This is a genomic window from Streptomyces sp. NPDC054786, assembly GCF_053611685.1.
On record NZ_JBSHAW010000013.1, the window covers coordinates 149,913 to 171,039 of the forward strand.

At 72.7% G+C, this 21,127-nt stretch carries 20 protein-coding genes; 14 read left to right on the plus strand and 6 right to left on the minus strand.

The features are described 5' to 3' along the window. Positions 1–23: 23 nt before the first annotated feature. On the minus strand, positions 24–866 hold the full coding sequence (locus ACWGI6_RS13650) for a hypothetical protein (RefSeq protein ID WP_453267657.1): 843 nt from the start codon (positions 864–866) through the stop codon (positions 24–26). A 100-nt stretch (positions 867–966) separates the two neighbouring features. Here ACWGI6_RS13650 and ACWGI6_RS13655 point away from each other — a divergent pair, with 100 nt between their 5' ends. Further along, positions 967–2,577, plus strand: a complete 1,611-nt coding sequence (locus ACWGI6_RS13655; RefSeq protein ID WP_453267658.1) for a cell division protein PerM — start codon at positions 967–969, stop codon at positions 2,575–2,577. A gap of 125 nt (positions 2,578–2,702) precedes the next feature. Here the strand turns inward: ACWGI6_RS13655 and ACWGI6_RS13660 are convergent, their stop codons facing one another. Further along, positions 2,703–3,572, minus strand: a complete 870-nt coding sequence (locus tag ACWGI6_RS13660; RefSeq protein ID WP_453267659.1) for a hypothetical protein — start codon at positions 3,570–3,572, stop codon at positions 2,703–2,705. A gap of 245 nt (positions 3,573–3,817) precedes the next feature. On the opposite strand from ACWGI6_RS13660, the gene purN reads away from it, so the two are divergent. Both purN and purH read left to right on the plus strand, forming a co-directional pair. Continuing rightward, complete coding sequence (gene purN / locus ACWGI6_RS13665) at positions 3,818–4,483, plus strand: phosphoribosylglycinamide formyltransferase (protein WP_393906591.1); 666 nt, start codon at positions 3,818–3,820, stop codon at positions 4,481–4,483. Next, positions 4,480–6,045, plus strand: coding sequence for a bifunctional phosphoribosylaminoimidazolecarboxamide formyltransferase/IMP cyclohydrolase (purH, locus tag ACWGI6_RS13670; RefSeq protein ID WP_453267660.1), 1,566 nt, complete (start codon positions 4,480–4,482; stop codon positions 6,043–6,045). Before purN ends, purH begins: the two co-directional genes overlap by 4 nt. A gap of 74 nt (positions 6,046–6,119) precedes the next feature. Here purH and ACWGI6_RS13675 read toward each other — a convergent pair whose 3' ends face one another. Continuing rightward, positions 6,120–6,683 carry a hypothetical protein gene (locus ACWGI6_RS13675; RefSeq protein WP_453267661.1) on the minus strand — a complete coding sequence of 188 codons (564 nt, stop codon included), beginning with the start codon at positions 6,681–6,683 and terminating at the stop codon, positions 6,120–6,122. Positions 6,684–6,794: 111 nt separating this feature from the next. Further along, entirely contained in the window at positions 6,795–7,523 is a 729-nt protein-coding gene (locus tag ACWGI6_RS13680; RefSeq protein WP_453267662.1) for an RDD family protein, read from the minus strand. Positions 7,524–7,765: 242 nt separating this feature from the next. On the opposite strand from ACWGI6_RS13680, the gene ACWGI6_RS13685 reads away from it, so the two are divergent. The 9 genes from ACWGI6_RS13685 (at position 7,766) to ACWGI6_RS13725 (ending at position 17,561) form a co-directional block, all read left to right on the plus strand. Next, a complete protein-coding gene (locus ACWGI6_RS13685; RefSeq protein WP_453267663.1) occupies positions 7,766–8,620 on the plus strand; it encodes a bifunctional methylenetetrahydrofolate dehydrogenase/methenyltetrahydrofolate cyclohydrolase in 855 nt (284 codons plus the stop codon). Between the two features lie 66 nt (positions 8,621–8,686). Further along, entirely contained in the window at positions 8,687–9,115 is a 429-nt protein-coding gene (locus ACWGI6_RS13690; RefSeq protein WP_453267664.1) for a DUF3017 domain-containing protein, read from the plus strand. A 465-nt stretch (positions 9,116–9,580) separates the two neighbouring features. Further along, positions 9,581–10,441, plus strand: a complete 861-nt coding sequence (locus tag ACWGI6_RS13695) for a peptidoglycan-binding domain-containing protein (RefSeq protein ID WP_453267665.1) — start codon at positions 9,581–9,583, stop codon at positions 10,439–10,441. Continuing rightward, complete coding sequence (locus ACWGI6_RS13700; protein WP_453267666.1) at positions 10,438–11,448, plus strand: helix-turn-helix domain-containing protein; 1,011 nt, start codon at positions 10,438–10,440, stop codon at positions 11,446–11,448. The genes ACWGI6_RS13695 and ACWGI6_RS13700 overlap by 4 nt, the downstream gene beginning before the upstream one ends. Positions 11,449–11,689: 241 nt before the next feature. Continuing rightward, entirely contained in the window at positions 11,690–12,787 is a 1,098-nt protein-coding gene (locus ACWGI6_RS13705; RefSeq protein ID WP_453267667.1) for a helix-turn-helix domain-containing protein, read from the plus strand. Positions 12,788–13,270: 483 nt separating this feature from the next. Continuing rightward, entirely contained in the window at positions 13,271–14,263 is a 993-nt protein-coding gene (locus ACWGI6_RS13710) for a malate dehydrogenase (RefSeq protein WP_453267668.1), read from the plus strand. A gap of 235 nt (positions 14,264–14,498) precedes the next feature. After that, entirely contained in the window at positions 14,499–16,352 is a 1,854-nt protein-coding gene (locus tag ACWGI6_RS13715; RefSeq protein ID WP_453267669.1) for a hypothetical protein, read from the plus strand. After that, a complete protein-coding gene (locus ACWGI6_RS13720; RefSeq protein ID WP_453267670.1) occupies positions 16,339–16,713 on the plus strand; it encodes a hypothetical protein in 375 nt (124 codons plus the stop codon). The genes ACWGI6_RS13715 and ACWGI6_RS13720 overlap by 14 nt, the downstream gene beginning before the upstream one ends. A gap of 2 nt (positions 16,714–16,715) precedes the next feature. After that, positions 16,716–17,561: a hypothetical protein gene (locus tag ACWGI6_RS13725; RefSeq protein ID WP_453267671.1), complete on the plus strand. Its 846-nt coding sequence runs from the start codon at positions 16,716–16,718 to the stop codon at positions 17,559–17,561. Between the two features lie 25 nt (positions 17,562–17,586). Here ACWGI6_RS13725 and ACWGI6_RS13730 read toward each other — a convergent pair whose 3' ends face one another. Further along, complete coding sequence (locus tag ACWGI6_RS13730; protein ID WP_393906604.1) at positions 17,587–17,796, minus strand: DUF5988 family protein; 210 nt, start codon at positions 17,794–17,796, stop codon at positions 17,587–17,589. Between the two features lie 157 nt (positions 17,797–17,953). On the opposite strand from ACWGI6_RS13730, the gene ACWGI6_RS13735 reads away from it, so the two are divergent. After that, positions 17,954–18,532: a carboxymuconolactone decarboxylase family protein gene (locus tag ACWGI6_RS13735; protein WP_453267672.1), complete on the plus strand. Its 579-nt coding sequence runs from the start codon at positions 17,954–17,956 to the stop codon at positions 18,530–18,532. Between the two features lie 19 nt (positions 18,533–18,551). Here ACWGI6_RS13735 and ACWGI6_RS13740 read toward each other — a convergent pair whose 3' ends face one another. Then, positions 18,552–19,367, minus strand: coding sequence for a hypothetical protein (locus tag ACWGI6_RS13740; protein WP_453267673.1), 816 nt, complete (start codon positions 19,365–19,367; stop codon positions 18,552–18,554). A 213-nt stretch (positions 19,368–19,580) separates the two neighbouring features. Between ACWGI6_RS13740 and ACWGI6_RS13745 the strand changes: the two genes are divergently transcribed. Continuing rightward, the gene (locus tag ACWGI6_RS13745) at positions 19,581–21,089 is read left to right on the plus strand and encodes an aldehyde dehydrogenase family protein (protein WP_453267674.1); all 1,509 of its coding nucleotides are present in this window, start codon (positions 19,581–19,583) and stop codon (positions 21,087–21,089) included. Positions 21,090–21,127 lie beyond the last annotated feature (38 nt).

The window sequence follows — 21,127 nt, forward strand, 5'->3', positions numbered from 1 at the left end:
ACCGTCCGTCGGCCGTTCGACGCCTAGCGGACGTCGGGCGTCAGGCGCGCCTCCCGGAGCCTCTTCCGCACGGCGGCGTTGCCGTGCTTCTTGATGTCCGCGCCACGGCGCCCGGACGGTGAGACCCGGACGTGCGGCGCGGTCGCCAAGGGCTGGTCCGGCGACGGCGTGTAGTGGTCCGGCATCACGATCATCATCACCAGCATCACCAGCGCGAACAGACCGGCCAGCCCGAACGCCGTCCGCGTGGTCCGCAGATCGCTGCGCTCGCTGTCGCTCCGTACGTGCTGCGTGGCGGCGGGCGTCACCTGCTGTGCGGCCGCCAGCTGGGTGAGCCGGGCCCGTAGGATCTCGCCCTGCCGCACCGGCGGGTGCCCGTCGAGCCCCAGCTCGGGCAGCCGCTCGGCGACCCGCTCGCGCGCATGCGTCAGCCGCCCGGCCGCGGCCGGCGTACTCGCCTCGATCTCCGCCGCGGTCTCGTAGAGCCCCAGCCCGACCCCGTCGTGCAGCATCAGCGCCCGTCGGTAGGGGGCGGGCAGACTCAGCAGGGCCTCCAGGAGCGCCCGGTCCGAGGGCTCGCCGCTCTCCTGGAACTGCTTCGGCTTCCGGGCCGGCCGCAGCCCCGGACACAGCCGGTGCCACGGCGTCAGCGCGTACTCGTACGCGGCCGCCCGCACCCACCCCGCCGGATCCGGATCCACCGCGACCTGCGGCCATCGCTGCCAGGCCAGCCGAAACCCCTGTTCCACGGCCCGCCGCGCGAGCCGCGGCCGCCCGGTGAGGAGATAGGTCTGCCGCGTCAGCGCTGCTGCGTGCCGGGTGTGGAGGTCGTCGAAGGCGGTGGCGGCCTGCTCGCGCTGGGTCATACAGAGCAGTGTGGAAAACTCGCTCCACCGGATACAGCGCGACACGTCGGGCATTTCGCCAGTGCAGGGATGAAACGTCTCTTATTGACAGCATGGCCGCGTGAGCCAGTTGACTGATCGTGGCCCAACGTTGTCCTCGCAGGGCCGAGCCGCCGCGCAGCGCTCCTCCGCGATCGGCGCGGCCTTCCTCGGCGGCGTGACGGCCGCCGGTCTCGGCCTCGGCGCGCTGGCGGTCGCCGTGCTGCTGCTCTGGGTGGCCTCCCCGGCCCCCGACAGCGGCCCGTCCCGGGCCCTGCATCTCGCCGCCGACCTGTGGCTGATGGCGCACGGCGGTGACCTCGTACGCACCACGGGCCACTCCGGCGCCCCGGTCGCCGTGACCCCGCTGCTGCTCGCCGTGCTCCCGGTCTGGCTGCTGCACCGGGCCGCCCGCCACGCCCTGGCGACCGCGGCCGACGGCCGCACCGGCCCCGGCGCGGGCCCCGGCAGCGGCACGGGCGCCACCCGGGCGGTCGTGCCGCGCACCCTGCTCGGTGCGCTGCTCACCGGCTATCTGCTGATCGCGGCCGGTGTGCTGCTCTACGCCTCCACCGGGCAGCTGAGCGCCGAACCGCTCAGCGTGCTGGCGTACGTCCCGGCCACCGCGGTCGCCACGCTCGGCGGTACGGCCTGCTTCCTGCTCCGCCATCCCGGCGCCGATCTGCTGCCCGCCTGGGCACTGCGGGCCGTGGCCGGAGTGCCGGGCGGTCTGCGGAGCCTTCTCGGCGGCTCCCGGTTCGCCGCAGCGCAGCGCGCCGCCGGCGCCGCCCTCGGTGCCCTGCTGGTCTCCGGCGCCCTGCTCACGCTGCTCTCCCTCGGCCTGCACGCGGGCCGGGTGCGCCAGGACCTGCTCCAGTTGGCGCCCGACTGGGCCAGCCGTGCCACGGTGCTGCTGCTGTGCCTCGTCCTGCTCCCGAACGCGGCCGTCTGGGGCGCCGCTTACGGCCTGGGACCGGGTTTCACGGTCGGCGCGGGCGGTACGGTCGGCCCGCTGGGGACCTCGGCACATCCGGTGCTGCCGCAGCTGCCGCTGCTCAGCGGGCTGCCGGACGCCGGCCCGGGAAACCCGCTGACCTGGGCGGTCGTCGTGGTGCCGGTCGTCGCGGGGGCGCTGCTGGCCCGCTCCGTGGCCCGTTCGGCGGCGGCGCCCGGCGCTGCGGAACGTCCCTGGTCATGGTGGACGACGGCATGCGCGGCAGCCCTGGGGGCGGTTCTTTGCGGCGCCGTCACGGCAGTGCTCGCGGGCCTCTCCGGTGGCGCGCTGGGCACCGGCGCGCTCGCCGCATTCGGCCCGAGCTGGTGGCGTACGGGCCTTGCGGCAGCGGGCTGGACCGCCCTGACCGGCATCCCGGGCGCGATCGGGCTACGGGTCTGGCGACGGCACGCGGAACGCCGGGCCAATGACGAGGACACCTGCCCCGGCACGGCGACCGGCGACGGCAAGGAAACCCCCCGCCCCGGCACGGCGACGGGCGACGGCAAGAACACCCGTCCCGGCGCCGCCGCAGCCGATCCCGGCCCCGACGCTGCCGCGCCCGACGCCGACGACCTCGCGGCTACGGAACAGGCCGTCGCGGAACAGGTCGTCGCGGAACTGGTCGTCGCGGAACTGGCCGCCACCGAACCGGCCGCCCCGAAACCGGCCGCCACTCACGCCGCCCCGGAGGGCTGACACCGGCCGGCGCCGCACCCTCAGCACCACATCGTCAGCCCCAAGCCGTCACTGCTGAACCGGCCATCGCTGAACCGGCCATCGCTGAACCGGCCACCGGCACACCCGGCCGGCGCCCACCGCGCCTACTGCTGGGTGCTCAGCAGCGGCCGCAGCTCCTTCGGCAGCATCTGCTCGCAGGACTTGCCGGCCGACTGGGTCAGGGCGTCGTTCACGCAGGTGAAGTAGTCGCGGTAGACGATCTGCACGGTGAAGGTGGCGGCCACCATCATCAGCGCCAGCGACGCGATCACCAGCCCCGCGATCGCCGCGGTGACCTGCGGCCGGGTGCTGCCCGGCGAGGTCGGGGCGCCGGACTGCGGGTCCGGGGCGGACTGGGCGGTGGGGGCCGGGCGGCCCTCCATGGCGGCGGTGGTGACCGCGGCGGCGGCCTTCGCCGGGTTCGGCTTGGCGCGCAGCGAGCTGATGCCCCAGTAGAGGGCCAGCGCGGCCAGCAGCAGGGCGACCTCCGGAAGGCTGAACAGCACACAGAAGAACGACCACAGTCCGGCGAGCAGCGCGAAGCGCGCCCGGCGCTGGGCCGGGTCGGTGGGGTCCCAGCGCAGTCCGCCGGGGCTGCCGGGGCCCCCGGGGCCGCCGCTCTGCTGGCCGTTGCGGGCGCCGGGCCGGGTACCGAAGCCGCCGTTCTGCCGGCCGGGCTGCCGGGGGCTCCACTGGCTGCCCCAGCCCGGCGCCGGCTCGTCCTGCGGCGGCTCTTCCTCGTCGTTGCCGCCCTGGCCCGGTGTGTGGGCGCGGTGGCGCGGGCGCCACTCCTGGTCGGGGGCGTCGGCCGGCGGCGGGGCGAAGGGGTTGTCCTGGTCGGAGTCCGGGGAATCCGGAGCGGAGGACTCCGGGGACGAGGACGACGACTTGCGCTCACGCGGCAGCAGCACCACCCCGGGGGCGGTGGCGGGCAGCAGGAGCAGGAGGGCCGCGCGGCGGCGTCGGTCCGTCATCTGGAGTGCGTCTTCCCCTTGTCTCGTCCGTACGCGGGCCTTAGCGACCGGCGCCCGGTTACCACGAACTGCATGCAGTCTTACGCCTGACGCTACCTCCCGTGCCCGCCCCCGTCCCGTGGGGGCCGCGCGGTGTGCCGGTATCGTTGCTGACGGTCGGCGCCTTCGTAGGGTTCCCCGGATCTGCGGTACCCGCAGTCTTGTATGACCACACAAAGCACGCGAGATCGGAAAAGAGCCCCGTCGTGGCTTCCTCCCCAGCCCCCACCCAGCCGGCCCGGCCCGGCCGACCCGGCCGCCCGGCCCGCATCGTCGTCCTCGTCTCCGGTTCCGGTACGAACCTGCAGGCGCTGCTGGACGCCATCGCCGGTCAGGGCGTGGCGGAGTACGGAGCCGAGGTCGTGGCCGTCGGCGCCGACCGGGGTGCCATCGCGGGCCTGGAGCGCGCCGGGGCCGCCGGGCTTCCGACGTTCATCTGCCGGGTCAAGGACTACGACAGCCGCTCGGACTGGGACGCCGCGCTCACCGAGGCGACCGCCGCCTACGAGCCCGATCTGGTGGTCTCGGCCGGTTTCATGAAGATCCTGGGCAAGGAGTTCCTCGCCCGCTTCGGCGGCCGCACCGTCAATACCCACCCGGCGCTGCTGCCGAGCTTTCCCGGTGCCCATGGCGTGCGCGACGCGCTCGCGTACGGCGCAAAGGTCACCGGATGCACCGTCCACTTCGTCGACGACGGCGTCGACACCGGCCCGATCATCGCCCAGGGCGTGGTCGAGGTCCGGGACGAGGACGACGAATCCGCGCTGCATGAGCGCATCAAGGAAGTCGAGCGATCACTGCTCGTCGAGGTCGTGGGGCGTCTGGCCCGGCACGGCTACCGCATTGAGGGACGAAAGGTACGTATCTCGTGACCGCCACCGAAGGTACGAAGCGGCCCATCCGCCGCGCGCTGGTCAGCGTCTATGACAAGTCCGGGCTGGAGGAGCTGGCGCAGGGGCTGCATGCGGCGGGCGTCCAGCTCGTCTCGACCGGGTCGACGGCCGCGAAGATCGCCGCGGCCGGGGTGCCGGTCACCAAGGTCGAGGAGCTGACGGGCTTCCCCGAGTGTCTGGACGGCCGGGTCAAGACCCTGCACCCGAAGGTGCACGCCGGCATCCTGGCCGACCTCCGCCTGGAGGACCACCGCCGGCAGTTGACCGATCTCGGTGTCGAGCCGTTCGACCTGGTGATCGTCAACCTGTACCCGTTCCGGGAGACCGTCGCCTCCGGCGCCACCCCCGACGAGTGCGTGGAGCAGATCGACATCGGCGGCCCCTCGATGGTCCGTGCCGCCGCCAAGAACCACCCGTCGGTGGCCGTGGTCGTCAACCCGGCCCGCTACGGCGATGTCCTGGAGGCCGTCACCGGCGGCGGCTTCGAGCTGGACGCGCGCAAGCGGCTGGCGGCCGAGGCCTTCCAGCACACCGCGGCCTACGACGTGGCCGTCGCCTCCTGGTTCGCCGACGGCTACGCGGCGGCGGACGACTCCGCCTTCCCCGAGTTCCTCGGCGCGACCTACGCCCGCAAGAACGTCCTGCGCTACGGCGAGAACCCGCACCAGGGTGCCGCGCTGTACGTGGACGGCAGCGGTGGGCTCGCGGAGGCCGAGCAGCTGCACGGCAAGGAGATGTCGTACAACAACTACACGGACACCGACGCCGCGCGCCGGGCCGCGTACGACCACGCCGAGCCGTGTGTGGCGATCATCAAGCACGCCAACCCGTGCGGTATCGCGGTCGCCGCGGAGGTCGCCGCGGCGCACCGCAACGCGCACGCCTGTGACCCGCTCTCCGCCTTCGGTGGCGTCATCGCCGTCAACCGCCCGGTCTCCGTGGCGATGGCCGAGCAGGTCGCCGAGATCTTCACCGAGGTCATCGTGGCCCCCGGCTACGAGGACGGTGCGGTCGAGATCCTCGCCCGCAAGAAGAACATCCGGGTGCTGCGCTGCCCCGACGCGCCGTCGCATCCCGTGGAGGTCAAGCCCGTTGACGGCGGTGCCCTGCTCCAGGAGACCGACCGGTTGCAGGCCGAGGGCGACGACCCGGCGAACTGGACGCTGGCCAGCGGGACCGCGCTGCCCGCCGACGAGCTGGCCGAGCTGGCCTTCGCCTGGCGCGCCTGCCGCGCCGTGAAGTCCAACGCGATCCTGCTCGCCAAGGACAGTGCCACGGTCGGCGTCGGCATGGGCCAGGTCAACCGCGTGGACTCCGCGAAGCTGGCCGTGCAGCGCGCGGGCGAGGAGCGGGCGCGCGGCTCCTACGCCGCCTCCGATGCCTTCTTCCCGTTCCCCGACGGCTTCGAGGTGCTGGCCGAGGCCGGCGTCAAGGCCGTGGCCCAGCCCGGCGGTTCGGTCCGCGACGAACTCGTCGTCGAGGCCGCCAAGAAGGCCGGCGTGACGATGTACTTCACGGGGACCCGGCACTTCTTCCACTGAGCGACCGGCACCACACGCACGGAGGGCCGCACCCCAGCCGGGGTGCGGCCCTCCGTGCATGCGGCCGGAAGAGGTCAGTAACGCGGCCTGTTGAACCAGAATTTGCTCTCGTCCTTGGACGTGAAGGCGATCACCAGGATGCCCAGGACCGTGTGGACCAGTCCGATCGGGAAGGTGAACAGGCTCAGCATGATGGTGGCGACGCCGAAGACGATGGCGCCGACCCGGACCCCGCCGCCGCCGTTGGCGAACTGCAGCGCCAGCGTGATGGCGACCGCGGTGAAGATCACGATGAGCACGATCACCGCGATCAGCAGGCCCTTGCCGACGTTCATCGCCGTGACGTCGTCCGCGGCGGCATACGGCGAGACGTTGTGCGAGGCCTTGCTGACGCCGCCCAGACCCATCACGGCGAGGATCAGGCCGATGAGGTTCAGACCGGAGAGCACGAACAGCATCACCCGCGCGGCCTTGACGCCGCCGGGCATCACCGTCGGGTACTGCGGCTGCATGCCGGGCATCCCGCCGCCGCCCGGGTACGGGCCGTACGGCTGCTGCTGCGGCGGCTGTTGGGGGTAGCCGTAACCGGGCTGCTGACCCGGCGGCGGACCGTAAGGGTTCTGGTTGGGATAACTCACGAGACGTGTCCTTCAAACGACGTGAACGGAGCCGCGAAGGCCCCGATCGCGCAGTGGCGAGGGGGCCTTCGCGAGTGGTGCACCTCGGGTCGGGGCGTCGCCCCGGACCGGCTACTGGGTCTTGACGACCACGGAGCCGACGGCCTTGTCGGCGAAGGTCTGCGCCTTGTCGTCCCACAGCGGCCACAGCCAGCCGACGTAGCAGGCGATGCTGTCGAGGAAGTGCGCCAGACGGCGGACGAAGGCCATGCCGAAGCCGAGCGGCTGACCGGTGTCCTCGCGGACCAGCCGGATGCTCATGGCCTTCTTGCCCGGAGTCTGGCCGGTGTTGCCTTCCTTGATGAGCATGAAGATGCCGCCCGCCATGGCCATCAGACCGGCCAGGCCGATCAGGATGAAGACGATGGCCGGCGGGCCGGCCGAGGCCGCGTCCGCCCGGCACTGGTAGTCGTCGAAGGCGCAGCTGTTGTAGTCGCTCACGGAGGACGCGGCGACGCCGGCCCCGATCCCGTAGAGGATGCCGGGCACCAGGCCCACGATCAGGCCGTCGATCAGCAGGGCGCACAGTCGCGCACCCCAGCTCGCGTACCCCGTCGGCATGCCCATACCCGGCATGCCGGGCTGGCCGTAGGGGGCGGCCTGCTGCTGCGGGTAGCCGTACGGCTGCTGCTGCGGGACCTGCTGCTGGGGGTAGCCGTACGGCTGCTGCTGCTGCGGGGGCTGCTGGGGGTAGCCGTAGCCGGGCTGACCCTGCGGCGGGACCGGGGGCTGCTGGCCGTACGGGCCCTGCGGCGCCTGCGGCTGCTGGCCGTAGGGGTTGTTCGGGTCGCCGAAACTCATCTGCTGCTTTCCTCCGTTGGGTGACTGTCGCGCGACGCGGCGTGACTCGGAGGAAAAACAGGATTCACTGGCCCGCCCCCGACGATGCCTGCGGCACTGCACGTCAATCCTTCTAGTTGCGCATTCACTCTGTCCAGTCAAGGCCCCTGGCTGTTGTGCAAGTGCAATGATCAATTCCGGCCACGGACGCCCCGCATGCCCTGATTGGAACGTGACCGCCCTCATCCGGGAAGATAGAGGGTATGACTGCCCAGATCCTGGATGGCAAGGCCACCGCAGCCGCTATCAAGTCCGAGCTCACCACCCGCGTCGAGGCGCTGAAGGCCAAGGGCGTGCAGCCCGGGCTGGGCACCCTCCTGGTGGGCGACGACCCGGGAAGCCGCTGGTACGTCAACGGCAAGCACCGCGACTGCGCCCAGGTCGGCATCGCCTCGATCCAGCGGGAACTGCCGGAAACCGCCACCCAGGAGGAGATCGAGGCGGTCGTACGGGAGCTGAACGAGGACCCGGCCTGCACCGGCTACATCGTCCAACTCCCGCTCCCCAAGGGCATCGACGCGCACCGCGTCCTGGAACTGATGGATCCGGCCAAGGACGCCGACGGGCTGCACCCGATGAGCCTGGGCCGGCTGGTGCTCGGCATCGAGGGACCGCTGCCCTGCACCCCGTACGGCATCGTCCAGTTGCTGCGGCGCCACGGCGTCGAGATCAAGGGCGCGCATGTGGTGGTCGTCGGCCGCGGTATCACCATCGGCCGCCCGATGCCGCTGGTGCTGACCCGCAAGTCCGAGAACGCCACGGTGACCCAGTGCCACACCGGCACCCGTGATCTGTCCGCGCACCTCAAGCAGGCCGACATCATCGTCGCCGCCGCCGGTGTGCCGCACATCATCAAGCCCGGGGACATCAAGCCCGGTGCGGCCGTCCTGGACGTCGGCGTCAGCCGTGACGAACAGGGCAAGATCGTCGGCGATGTGCACCCGGGCGTCGCCGAGGTGGCCGGCTGGGTCGCCCCCAACCCGGGCGGCGTCGGCCCGATGACCCGCGCCCAGCTGCTGGTCAATGTCGTCGAGGCCGCCGAGCGCGCGGCGGGCTGACCACGCGAGATCTGAGAGCCTGTCTCTGAGACAGACGGAACCGGACACCGGAAGGGACTGCCAGCCATGGGTGCCGAAGCGCATTCGGACGGGGCCTCCGAGCCGCAGCGCTCCTCGCGCCGCTTTCCCACGCTGACCCGCGACACCGCCCGGCCGGAAGGCGGCGGGCGGGCCGCCTCGGGCGGCTTCCCCGCGCCCGCCCGGCAGTGGCCGCTGCTCACCGTCATGGGCGGGGTCGCGCTCGGGCTGCTGCTGGTGGCGCTCGACGCGTTCCGTATCGGGGGGATCGTGATCGGGCTCTCACTGCTGGCCGGGGCGGTGCTGCGGTGGGCGCTGCCATCGGTGGGGATGCTGGCCGTGCGCTCGCGTTTCACCGATATGGCGACGTACGGGGGGCTCGGCTTCGTGATCGTGATGCTGTCGCTGATGGTGCAGCCCAAGCCGTGGATCCATATCCCGTTCCTGGACGACATCGTCCACTTCACCGTGCGCTAGGACGACACGGTCCGAGGCCCGTCCCGGGCGCACGCCGCAGGGCGTCTCCGGGCCCCCGGCCGATAGCGCGATGACGGCGGCCCGTCCTCTCCTCCGGGAGAAGGCGGGCCGCCGCCGTGCTGTGCCGAGGTGCCGTACGAAGGCGGCCGGGCGGCGCACGGGCCACGGCGGAGGCGGCGCGGGGCGGGCCGTGCGGCCCCGGGTGTGCCACCGGCCGTGCTCCCACCCGCCGGTGGCCGGCGTCGGCGGCCGCCGTATGCGGACGCCGTGGGATGCCGCGGCTGTGACCTGCGGGGACGTCGTCGAGGTGGACGTTTCGGTGGGACGGTGACGGGGGCGGCGGGGAGTTCGGGATACCGCGTGGAAAGAGTAAAAAGCGGAAACGGAGGTCGCGTCCGCGCCATCATCGGCGGCACAGGGGGCTAATGGCCTCGGGGGAGAACGAACGCGTATATGGGGTGGAACATGTCGCGTTGGAAAGGGCTGCCCGAATCGCTGGACCCTCGGGTGCGGCATCTGGTCGTCCAGCTACGGAGGTTGAAGGACCACAGTGGGCTGAGCCTGGCCGCGCTCGCTGCCCGGGCCTCGTACAGCAAGTCGTCCTGGGAGCGCTATCTCAACGGCAAGAAGCTGCCGCCGCGCGATGCGGTGGCGGCGCTGGCGCGGGTCTGTGAGGCCGATGCGACCCGGCTGCTGGCGCTGCACGAGGTCGCCGCGCAGGCCTGGAACGCGGAACGGCCGGAGCCGGCCCCGCCGGTGCCGCAGCCGGCGGCCCGGCCGCCCCAGGAACCGGCGGTGCGGCAAGCAGAGGGAACGCCGCCGCGGTCGGAGCGGGACGACGCGCCCGTCCCCGCCGCGGCCGCCGCGCCCACGGCCGGACGGCACGTGCCGCTCGGGCCGCTGATGCTGGGCGCCCTGGCCGTGCTCGTCATGGCCGGTGCGGCGCTCCTGGTGGTCCGCCTCTGGCAGGACGCCTCCGGCATCGGGCGCGGTGCGGGCGCCGCGATGGCCGTCGGCGCCCCCAGTGCCGCACCCACGTTCACCCACCGGCCGGGGGAGGCCTTCGACTGCCCCGTCCAGCGCCGGGGAGGTGCCCTGTACGCCGGGCACAGCCGCACCGGCACGGCGATCCTGGGCAGCGGCGCGACCGGCTGGGACGTCGTCGAGGCGCAGTGTCTGCTGCACCGCCAGGGCTATGACCCGGGCGTGGTGGACGGCATCGTCGGCGGGAAGACCATGCGTGCCGTCAAGCGTCTGCAGGCCCGGTCCGGGCTGCCCACGGACGGGATCGTGGGCCCCGACACCTGGAAGGTGCTGCGCCGGTGAGCGGGCCCGGCAGCGAGCCGAGGGAAAGCGTCGAGAGCTCCCGACTGGCAGCGCGCATGCGGGAGTTGAGGGGGCGTACCGGGCTCACCCTGGCCGCGCTCGCCGAGCGGACGCCCTACAGCAAGTCGTCCTGGGAGCGCTATCTCAACGCCAAGAAGCTGCCGCCGCGGGGCGCGGTCGAGGCGTTGTGCCTGCTGGCGGGGGAGCCGTCGGGAGGGCTCTTGGCGCTGTGGGAGCTGGCGGATGCGGCCTGGAGCGGACGCGGGCGGCCGGGCGGGGCCCGGAGCCGGAGCGTGGCGCCGGACCGGAGCGCGGCGCAGGCCCGGGGCCTCGCACCGGGTCAGGGCGCGGGACGTGCCGCGGACGGCGCGCGGGGGGAGGCAAGTGGCTCCGCCGGCACGCCGGGAGAGGGGAGTGCCTGTGGCGTGAGCGTGGTGGAGGAGGCGCCGCCCCGGGCGGGGGACGGTGACCGTGAGACGGCGGCCCGGCGGTCGCCGCGGGCGTCAGCACGGCTGCCGCAGCGGGTCGTGGCCGTAGTCGCCGGCGCCTGTGTGGGTCTGGTGGCGGTCGGGGTGGCGGCCCTGGTCTTCTGGGCGGGGGAGAGGGGCGTCGGGAGCGGCCCGCGGGAGGACGCGGTGCCCCAGCCGTCCGCGGTGACCGGCTGCCGGGCGAGGGCCTGCGACGGCAAGGACCCGGAGTCGATGTACTGCGAGCCACCGGACCTGGTGGAGACGCCCGTGGAGCGAACTGCCGCCCGGGGCGAGCATGTTCAGATCCGCTACGGCAAGGCCTGCGGCGCGGCCTGGGGCCGGCTCCGTGGCGGCCGGGTGGGGGACCGGCTGGAGGTGTCGGCGCCGGGGGCGCGGCCGCGGTCGGTGCGGGTGGTGGACCGGTTCGATGCCGAGGGGTATCTCGTCACGCCGATGGTGGCGGCCCGCGGGCCCGAGGGCATCCGCCTGTGTCTCTATCCGGCGGGCGGCGGGACAGGGGAGTGCTTCGCACGGTAGGCCCACGAGGGGTTACCCGGCCTGTTCTTGTCAAGAAACGTACGGAAGTCGTACGGCGTCCGGTCGAAATGCGACACTGCAGGGGTCACGGGGCGTGCGGGTGGGTGACGTGTGCCCGGATGCGCCCGTGCGCCCGTGAACGGGGAACTGCCGTCCTGGCCGGGCGCATCCCCGCGGGCAGCAAGGAGCGGGGCCGGGGGAGCCGCGCTGTCGCACGTAAGCGGGGGGATAGGGGGAGGCAATGCCTCGCTGGAAGGCGCTGCCGGAAGAACTCGATCCGCAGGTAGGGGAGTTCGCCGGTCAGCTGCGCAGGCTCGTGGACCGCAGCGGACTGAGTGTGGCCGCCGTCGCGGACCGTACGGGCTACAGCAAGACGTCCTGGGAGCGCTATCTCAACGGGCGGCTGCTGCCGCCGCTGCGCGCGGTGGTCGCGCTCGCCGAGGCGACCGGCGCGCATCCCGCGCATCTGACCACGCTGTGGGAGCTGGCCGAACGGGCCTGGAGCCGGGCCGAGATGCGGCAGGACGTCACCATGGAAGCGATCCGCGTGGCACAGGCGCGCGCCGCACTGGGGGAGTTCGACACGGAACCGGCGCAGACCGGGCCGGCGGCGAAGCCCGCAAAACCGGCGAAGGGTGCCAAGAGCGCCAAGGACGCGGAGTCCGAGCAGATCGCGGAGCCGCCCCGGACGCCACAGCAGCGGCGCTCGGACGTCCCGTCGACCGCCGACTTCCCCGGATGGGAGGCGGCAGCGGGCCCGTCCCCCGCTCCGGCAGCCGCGCCCGCCCCGGCCGCGGACCGCCGTGCCCGCCGCGGCCGGACCGTCCTGTTCGTCGCCGGTGCGGTCGGCGCGCTGCTGCTGGCCGGCGCCGCCGTCCTGCTGCTGAATCCGGCCGCCGGCCCGGCGAAGAAGGCGGCGGCCGCGCCCGCGGCAGCGCCGAGCGCGAAGCCGGCACTTCCGGCCGGGGTGCGCTGCACCGGAGCCGGCTGTGTGGGCAAGGACCCGGAGAAGATGGGCTGTGGCGGGCAGCGTGCGGTCACCCCGTCCCGCGGCCTGGCGGGCCGCGCGCTGATCGAGGTCCGCTACAGCGCGGTCTGCCATACGGCCTGGGCCCGGATCAGCCGCGCGGCACAGGGCGATCAGGCCACCATCAGCGCCGGCGGCCACAGCGCCACGGCGCGGGCCGAGCGGGACGGCGACGCCTACACCCCGATGGTCGAGGTGTCCGGTGACCCGGCGAAGGTCGCGGCCTGCCAGACGACCGTGGCGGGCGCGAAGAGCTGCGCCCGTCCGGTTCCGGCCACGCCCGCCGGCCAGGCCACCCGGGCGGCCCGCTAGGACGTGTCCTTCGGCGGCCCGGCCGATATCCGCTGGGCGCGGGCGGCGACAGCCAGGTGCCGGGGCCGCCCCGGTCCGCTCCAGGCCCCGGATCAGCCTCCCCGGAGGTTGGCCGAAATTCAGGGGGCATGCCCGCCGGGATCCCGGGCAGGCGACGGAATACCCCCCCACGGGTGTGGCACAACTCGGCGGCCGCCCGCACTCCCCCCTCCTTGAGCGGGCGGTCGCCGCCCCTTCCTGCGGGACCCGCGCGGAGCGCATGCCGGGCCGGGGAAGCGCGCACGGACGGCCGTACGGACGCCTCCGGGAGCACCCGGTGAGGTGTTCCACACCGGCCCGTCACTTGGGCCGGGCGGGGGTCCGATAGCCTGACGGCCGGGTCTCTCGATACCAAGAGACCTCGATAGCTGGGCAGGGACACCCACCGCCACCCATGGTGGTCCAGGGGCTTGCCCCCGGAAAAACACCGCGCAGGAGATCGCCATGACCCGCACTCCCGTCAATGTCACCGTCACCGGCGCCGCCGGCCAGATCGGTTACGCACTCCTCTTCCGCATCGCTTCCGGTCATCTGCTCGGCGCGGACGTGCCGGTCAAGCTGCGCCTCCTGGAGATCCCACAGGGTCTGAAGGCCGCCGAGGGCACCGCCATGGAGCTGGACGACTGCGCCTTCCCGCTGCTGCAGGGCATCGACATCTCGGACGACCCGAACGCGGCCTTCGACGGTGCGAACGTCGCGCTGCTCGTCGGCGCCCGCCCCCGTACGAAGGGCATGGAGCGCGGCGACCTCCTGGAGGCCAACGGCGGCATCTTCAAGCCGCAGGGCAAGGCCATCAACGACCACGCCGCGGACGACATCAAGGTCCTGGTCGTCGGCAACCCCGCCAACACCAACGCCCTGATCGCCCAGGCCGCCGCGCCGGACGTACCGCGCGAGCGCTTCACCGCGATGACCCGTCTGGACCACAACCGTGCGCTCTCGCAGCTCTCGAAGAAGACCGGCACTCCGGTCTCCGAGATCCGCAAGCTGACGATCTGGGGCAACCACTCCGCCACCCAGTACCCGGACATCTTCCACGCCGAGGTCGCCGGCAAGAACGCCGCCGAGGTCGTGAACGACCAGAAGTGGCTGGCCGAGGACTTCATCCCGACCGTCGCCAAGCGCGGTGCGGCGATCATCGAGGCCCGTGGCGCGTCCTCCGCCGCCTCGGCCGCCAACGCCGCCCTCGACCACGTCCACACCTGGGTCAACGGCACCGCCGACGGCGACTGGACCTCGATGGGTATCCCCTCGGACGGCTCCTACGGCGTCCCGGAGGGCCTGATCTCCTCCTTCCCCGTCACCACCAAGGACGGCAAGTACGAGATCGTCCAGGGCCTGGAGATCAACGACTTCTCCCGCGAGCGCATCGACGCGTCCGTGCAGGAGCTGGCGGAGGAGCGCGAGGCGGTCCGCGGTCTCGGCCTCCTCGGCTGACCCACCGCCGCGGCCGCCCCGCGCGGGCGGCACCGCAGCACCGACGAGCCCGCACGGTCCACAACGGCCGTGCGGGCTCGGCTTGTTTCCCCGTATCGCACGGACCCTGGGTAATCGCGCTGACACGGACCGGTCCGCTCCCCTATGCTGCGGCTTCGCACCGCCGTGGCCGGAGCCGGCAGCTCGCTCGCCAATCAGGCTGCGGAGGCGGCCGGTTGGAGTTCGGGGGAGGACGATGGCGCGGACGGATGTGCCTCAGCAACAGGGAGATTCCGACGACGCCCGGCCATCGGGCCGGACGCCCCAGGACCCCGGGCCCGCACCGCTTCCCCCGACCCCGCCGGGTGCCGGCGAGACCACCCGGCTGCTGTGCGCCGGCACTTACCTGGACGACACGTTCCGCGACGCGGTCATCGATGAGCTGTACGTCCATGAGCAGCGGTTCGCCGCGCCCTCCCTGGGCATCGACGCCGCCCGGGTCCTCGCCCACGCGCTGCGCGCCCGGCGGCTCCAACTGGGCTGGGCGGCGGCGATCCTGCTGCTGTGGATCGTGGCCGTCCCGCTGTCCTCCGGCCTCGCGGTGCTCTACCTCGTCCCCGTCATCCTGATGGCGCTCGGCCGCGCCGTCCGTCGGGCGCCGATTCCGCCCTGGCTGGCCGTGCTGGCCTCCTTCGTCCTGCGTTGGTACGGACGGCTGTCGCTGACCCTGTTCTGCCTGTCGCTGCTGGTGGTGGCGTTCGGCGGGGCCAACCTCATCAGCGCGGACTGGATGTTCTCGCCGCTCCCGGACGCCCTCAACCCCCTGACGAGCGGCTCCTCGGACGGCTACGGCTCGTCCTACGGCACCCCGCCGTGGGACGCCTCCCTCAGCCAGGGAATGGGCGCCCTGTACCCCGGTGCCGGCGGTCAGGGCGGCGTCCTGGTGCGGGTGTGGATCGCGCTGCTGCTGCCGCTGGAACTGGCGGTTGTCGTCGCGCTGCAACGCGGGCAGTTCGCCCGGGTGCTGGCGCGCGAACTGTCCAGGGAACGCTTCCCCGATGTGATGTCCGACCCCGCGGAACGGTCCGACGGCTACCGCTTCCAGCGGCTGCGGGACCGGGTGCGGACCGAGCAGCACGGGCCGCTGGTGATGTACCGGGCCGCCGATCCGTTCTGCGGCGCCGGCTCCCCGTACAAGACCTGGTCGCTGTCGGTGGAGCTGAACCCCCGGGCGGACCGCGATCCCGAGCCGCTGGACAACGGCGCCATCCTGGCCCGGATCGTCCCGCTGGTGGCGGCGCTGCGGGTGCCGTCGCCGCACGGTTCGCCGGAGACGGCGGCCGCGGTGCGCGACCGGCTGCGTGCGCTGGAGATCGACGAGTGTGTCTTTCTGCCGGCCGAGGGGCTGCCGACCCGCGCGGCGGCACCGTACGCACCGGCCGAGTTCGAGATGCACCGGGCGGCGGCGGTGGAGGAGGGCGGCGAGACCCGCCGGCACTTCCTGCGCATCCGGGTCGGCGGCTGGAACGAGGGCATCGTCACCACGCTCTTCGTCCGGGTCCACACGCAGGGCGGGATGCTGATGCTGGAGATCGCACCCCATGTGCTGTGGCCGCTGCGGCAGCTCTTCCAGGACGCCGACCGGCTCGCCCACCAGTACCGGTACCACCACCACTTCGGCAAGGCGGTGTGGGCGCTGTCCCGCACCCCGAGCTCGGCCGGACACGCCCTCGTCACGCTGCTGCGCGGCCTGCAGTCGAGCTGGCAACTGGCCACCGCGGGACATGGTGCGGCGCTTCCCGAAGGCCCCGGCGCCTCCGTACGCGAACTGGGTTCCTTCGGTGAGTCGTCGCTCTTCCAGGACATGGACGTCGCCCGCTATCTGAGGGCCATTCAGCAGCGGGTGTCGGCCGGGGTGACCACGGCGCTGCGCGAGGCCGGCTATCAGACCGACGAGTTCGAGCAGCGGGTGGTGCAGGTCGCCGCCGGCGGTGTCTACGTCGAGTCCGCACAGGGCGCCGTCGGCATCGGCGACCACAACACGATCACCCAGAACACCACCCAGCGTGGCTCCGCTGAGAAGGGAAGTGCCCGGCGTGGCAACGGCTGACGAGCGCGGCAACGGCATCCACATCGGCAGTGTCCGGGGTCCCGTCGCCATCGGCGACCACAACACGGTGACCCACAACGAGGGCGGGACCGCGCCCGCGGCGGACCCGGCGCAGGAGGAGCTGCTGCGCGCCGTCCGCGCCCTGCGCGACGATCTGTCCCGGGCGGTGCAGAGCCCGCAGATCACCGCCCTGAGCGGCGAACTCGCCGACGCCGAGACGGAGATCGCGGACACCGGTGCGGCGGCCCCGGGCCGGCTGTCCCGGCTCCGTACGGCGCTTGCCGACGCCGGTGCCGTGGTGGGCCTGCTGGCCTCCGGCGCCGCGGTCAGCCAGGCGGTCGCGGCCCTGCTGGGAGGCTGACCATGAAACGAGGCGGCCCGGCCCGCTGGAACAACGAGACCCAGCGCTGGGAGGACGGCACACCGCCGCCCGCGCCGTATACGGGCCCGCCGCCGCCCCGGCCGTCCTTCGCGCCCACGACGGGCGTCCCCTCCACGGACGGTCCCCTCCCCGCTCCCGCGCCTCCTGCCGAGCCCCTGCCCGGGGTCCGGCAGCGCGCCACGGCCCTGGTGGCCGGTGCGGCGGTGGCCGTGATCGCGGCGGCCGTCGGCGGCGGTTATCTGCTCTGGGGCCACCCCGGCGACGCCCCGGCCGCCGCCCGCCCGCCGGTCGGCAGCAAGGCGTCCGCCGCGCCGAGCACGGCCACCACCGTGCCCACCGGCAGCACGCAGCCCACCGCGACCGATCCCTCCGCCGGCGGTCTGCCCGACGGCTACCGTCTCGTGCACGACGCCAAGGGCTTCACCATCGCGGTGCCCGAGGGCTGGCAGCGCAGCGAGGAGGAGAACGGGGTCTTCTACACCGCATCGGACGACCGGGGGCTGGTGCAGATCTTCGAGGTCAGCGAACCGGACTCCACGCCGCGCCAAGCGCTGCAGAAGGCGTCGCAGGAGCGCTCCGCCCAGCCCGGGTTCGAGGAGATCAGCCTCGCACCGATGGGCGGCCCGGCGCCGGGCACGGACGCCGCCCAACTGGTCTACGCCTATGACAGCAAGCGTCTCGGCGCGCGCGTCAAGGTCGTCGACTGCGCCTTCACCGCCGCCGACGGCCGTCTGTTCGCCGTACTCGTCCTGGGCACCGAGGCCGACTGGCCGCAACAGGAGCGGACCCAGCAGATCGCCCTGCAGGCCTTCGCTCCCACCACCTGAGGCCCGCACGGCCGTAAGAGGGGCGCTACCCGGGCAGCTCCGTACGCTCCCACCACTCGTAGACGGGCAGGGCCCCCTCGGCGGTGTGCTTCTGCCGGCTGGTGGCCCGGAAGTGTTCATAGCCATTCCGGTACGGGATCTTCAGCTCGGTCCCGGGGGGATCCACCGGCACGATCCGCTCGGGGAGCTCCTCGGGGCCGCCTTCGAGCACCGCTTTCGCCGCTGTGTCAGCCATGCCTGCATTGTCGTCCGGGCCGCCGTCCACGGCTCCTCCGGTTCGGCAGCGCGGGTGACGGCTCCGGGGGGTGTCACATCGCGCGGTGCTGCCACGTCAAGGGGGTGAGGGGCCACCCTCGGGACACTCTTGAACGCTCTGCCCAGGAGGCACTGCCATGGCACGCATCTCTCTCACCCCGCGGCGCACACTCACCCTGCGACTGGCCCGGTGGTACTCGCGGCGCGCCTACGGCGAGGTGCTGCAGCCCGCTCTGGCGCTGGGGCACCACCCCAAGGTCCTTCGTTCCTACTTCTCCTTCGAAAGCAAGGTGGCGCGGTGGAAGGCGCTGGACCCGGCGCTGAAGCTGCTGGCGGAGCTGGCATCGGCGGCGACGATCGGCTGCTCGTGGTGTGTGGACTTCGGCCACTGGCACGCCGACCGGCTCGGACTGCCGTTGGAGAAGATCAGCAAGGTGCCTGACTGGCGGGCGCACCAGGAGTCCTTCACCGCGCTGGAGCGGCTGGTCCTGGAGTACGCGGAGGCGATGACCGCGACACCGCCGGCCGTGACCGACGAGCTGGCCGAGAGCCTGCGCGGGCGGCTGGGCGATGCCGCGTTCGTCGAGCTGACCTGCATGGTGGCGGTGGAGAACCTGCGCTCCCGTATGAACAGCGCCATGGGTCTGCACAGCCAGGGGTTCTCCGACGCCTGCGCGATCCCGCCGGTGAGCCCTGCGCCCGGCGGTGCGGCGTGAGCGCAGGGACGTCTCGGGGTCAGGCGTTCCGCGAACCCCGCAGCTGGTCCTCCAGGACGGAGATGTCGGCCGTGCTGGAGGGCGCGGGTGTCTTGGTGGACACCGGGGTGTCGTAGTTGCTCAGCAGGATGGTGTCGGTCTGGTGGTCGACCTCGGCGGTGAGTTTGCGGGGGTAGTGCTTGCCGTCGATGGCCACGTAGAGGGTCTGGACGCCTCCCCGGGCTTTCTTGACGACGGGGAGGACGCGGGTGCCTTCCTGGGTGGTCGGCCGGCCCTTGGTGAGGGAGACCGAGGACGAGGGGGCGGCCGAGGGGGTGTGGGACGGGGGCCGTTCGGGACCCGCGGCCGACTTCTGGAACGCCTTGAGGTCACAGGCGGCGGACAGGCCCCGCAGAAAGGTGTTCTTGGTCGTGCCGTGCAGGTAGGTGTCCTTGTACTGCGCCGCCGCGTCATCGCCCTTCTTGCCGGGCAGCTGGCTCTTCCAGAAGGCCGCGTCCGGTTTCATCCAGACCTGGTCTCCGCGCTTGATGAGCTCGACGCGGCCGAGTTCGCCCTTGCTGATGGCGCCGGTGCAGTTGCCGGCGCGGTCGAGGGTGAGGTCGATCTTGGTGGGATCGGCACTGGTCTCGGTGCGCAGCCGCATGGACTGCGCGGCGACCAGTTGCTGGAGGGCGTCGTCGGAGATCTGTTGGGCCGATTTGTTCGCGAGGTCGCCTTCGCCGCCGTCCGATGCGTCGGCCGCCACCGCGGCGGCCGTGCAGGCGACCCCGGCGAGCAGGGCCACGCCGCAGGTCAGAGCCGTGGTGGCGGTGGCGGCACGCCGTCTGAGGTTCATCTCGGTACCTCCGGTCCCGAGGGGACAGTCCGCCAAGGACATACGGCTACTCACGGTACGTTCCGGGACATTCCGTCGCACATTGAGTGAGTCGAGTCACTTTCCATGAATGTTTGGGCATAGATCCGCTCCTTCAGGGGAGGGGTCCCCGTTGCTGGTGACGCCAGTGGTTGCACCAGTGGGAACAGATCGGTAACCGGAAGGCAGAACGACGTGTCGTCAATCGAGACCATTCACGTAGACGGGGTGTGGCTCCCCGCCGCATCCGGCGAAACGCGGGAGGTCCTCGACCCCGCCGACGCGACGACGCTCCAGCTGGTGTCCGAGGGGGGTGCCGAGGACGCCGACGCGGCGGTCGCGGCCGCCCGCCGGGCCTTCGACGGCGGTACCGGCGCCTGGCCCCGTACGGCCGTCGCCGAACGCTCCGCGCTGCTGCGCCGGGTCGCCGACCTGCTGCAGCGCGACCGTGAGGAGATCGCCCTCATCGAGAGCCGGGACACCGGCAAGACGCTGGAGGAGGGCCGGGTCGACGTCGATGACGTCACCAACGCCTTCCGGTACTTCGCCGACGTGGTGATGAACGAGAGCGGCGGCCGGGTCGTCGACGCCGGATCGCCCGATGTGCACAGCGTGGTCGTGCACGAGCCGGTCGGCGTCTGTGCGCTCATCACGCCATGGAACTACCCCCTGCTGCAGGCGAGTTGGAAGATCGCGCCGGCCCTCGCGGCCGGCAATACTTTTGTGATCAAGCCCAGCGAGGTCACCCCGCTGTCGACCGTGCACCTGATCAGGCTGCTGGTCGAGGCCGGGCTGCCGGCCGGGGTCGCCAACATCGTCACCGGCGCGGGCCTGCCGGTGGGCCAGCGGCTGGCCGAGCACCCGGACGTCGACCTGTTCTCCTTCACCGGTGGCCTGGTCAGCGGGACGAAGGCGGGCGCGGCCGCGGTCTCCGGCGCCAAGAAGATCGCGCTGGAGCTGGGCGGCAAGAACCCCAATGTGGTCTTCGCCGACGCCTGCGCCACCGACGAGGGCTTCGACACCTCCGTCGACCAGGCGCTGAATGCCGCGTTCATCCACAGCGGGCAGGTCTGCTCGGCCGGTGCCCGGCTGATCATCGAGGAGTCGGTGCGCGACCGCTTCGTCGCCGAACTCGCCCGCCGCGCCGAGAAGATCAAGCTCGGCCGGGGCACCGAGGACGGCGTCGAGTGCGGCCCCCTCGTCTCCCAGCAGCAGCTCGACAAGGTCGAGGCCTATGTCGCCTCCGCGCTCGCCGAGGGTGCCCAGCTGCGCTGCGGCGGGACCCGGCCCACGCCGTCCGACGTCCGCCCGGCCACCGGCTACTTCTACGCGCCGACCGTGCTCGACGGCTGCCACCGCGAGATGAAGGTGATCCGCGAGGAGACCTTCGGGCCGATCCTGACGGTCGAGACCTTCACCACCGAGGACGAGGCCGTCGCGCTCGCCAACGACACCGAGTACGGCCTGGCCGGTGCGGTCTTCTCCGCCGACACCGCACGCGCCCGCAGGGTCGCCGCCCGGCTGCGGCACGGCACCATCTGGATCAACGACTACCACCCCTACCTCCCGCAGGCGGAGTGGGGCGGCTTCGGCAAGTCCGGCATCGGCAGGGAATTGGGTCCCACGGGTCTGGACGAGTACCGCGAGAGCAAGCACATTTACGAGAACCTCCGGCCGGAGCCGGTGCGCTGGTTCGCGGGCTGACCCCCGCCCCTCACTTGGCACCACCAGCACCACGCACG

What these genes read in the sequence shown, in the direction of transcription:
- ACWGI6_RS13685 (WP_453267663.1), top strand. Translation starts at nt 7,766, where the DNA reads ATGACTGCCCAGATCCTGGATGGCAAGGCCACCGCAGCCGCTATCAAG.
- ACWGI6_RS13695 (WP_453267665.1), top strand. Translation starts at nt 9,581, where the DNA reads ATGTCGCGTTGGAAAGGGCTGCCCGAATCGCTGGACCCTCGGGTGCGG.
- ACWGI6_RS13705 (WP_453267667.1), top strand. Translation starts at nt 11,690, where the DNA reads ATGCCTCGCTGGAAGGCGCTGCCGGAAGAACTCGATCCGCAGGTAGGG.
- ACWGI6_RS13680 (WP_453267662.1), bottom strand. Translation starts at nt 7,523, where the DNA reads ATGAGTTTCGGCGACCCGAACAACCCCTACGGCCAGCAGCCGCAGGCG.
- ACWGI6_RS13660 (WP_453267659.1), bottom strand. Translation starts at nt 3,572, where the DNA reads ATGACGGACCGACGCCGCCGCGCGGCCCTCCTGCTCCTGCTGCCCGCC.
- ACWGI6_RS13740 (WP_453267673.1), bottom strand. Translation starts at nt 19,367, where the DNA reads ATGAACCTCAGACGGCGTGCCGCCACCGCCACCACGGCTCTGACCTGC.
- ACWGI6_RS13650 (WP_453267657.1), bottom strand. Translation starts at nt 866, where the DNA reads ATGACCCAGCGCGAGCAGGCCGCCACCGCCTTCGACGACCTCCACACC.
- ACWGI6_RS13715 (WP_453267669.1), top strand. Translation starts at nt 14,499, where the DNA reads ATGGCGCGGACGGATGTGCCTCAGCAACAGGGAGATTCCGACGACGCC.
- ACWGI6_RS13710 (WP_453267668.1), top strand. Translation starts at nt 13,271, where the DNA reads ATGACCCGCACTCCCGTCAATGTCACCGTCACCGGCGCCGCCGGCCAG.
- ACWGI6_RS13690 (WP_453267664.1), top strand. Translation starts at nt 8,687, where the DNA reads ATGGGTGCCGAAGCGCATTCGGACGGGGCCTCCGAGCCGCAGCGCTCC.
- ACWGI6_RS13735 (WP_453267672.1), top strand. Translation starts at nt 17,954, where the DNA reads ATGGCACGCATCTCTCTCACCCCGCGGCGCACACTCACCCTGCGACTG.
- ACWGI6_RS13725 (WP_453267671.1), top strand. Translation starts at nt 16,716, where the DNA reads ATGAAACGAGGCGGCCCGGCCCGCTGGAACAACGAGACCCAGCGCTGG.
- ACWGI6_RS13730 (WP_393906604.1), bottom strand. Translation starts at nt 17,796, where the DNA reads ATGGCTGACACAGCGGCGAAAGCGGTGCTCGAAGGCGGCCCCGAGGAG.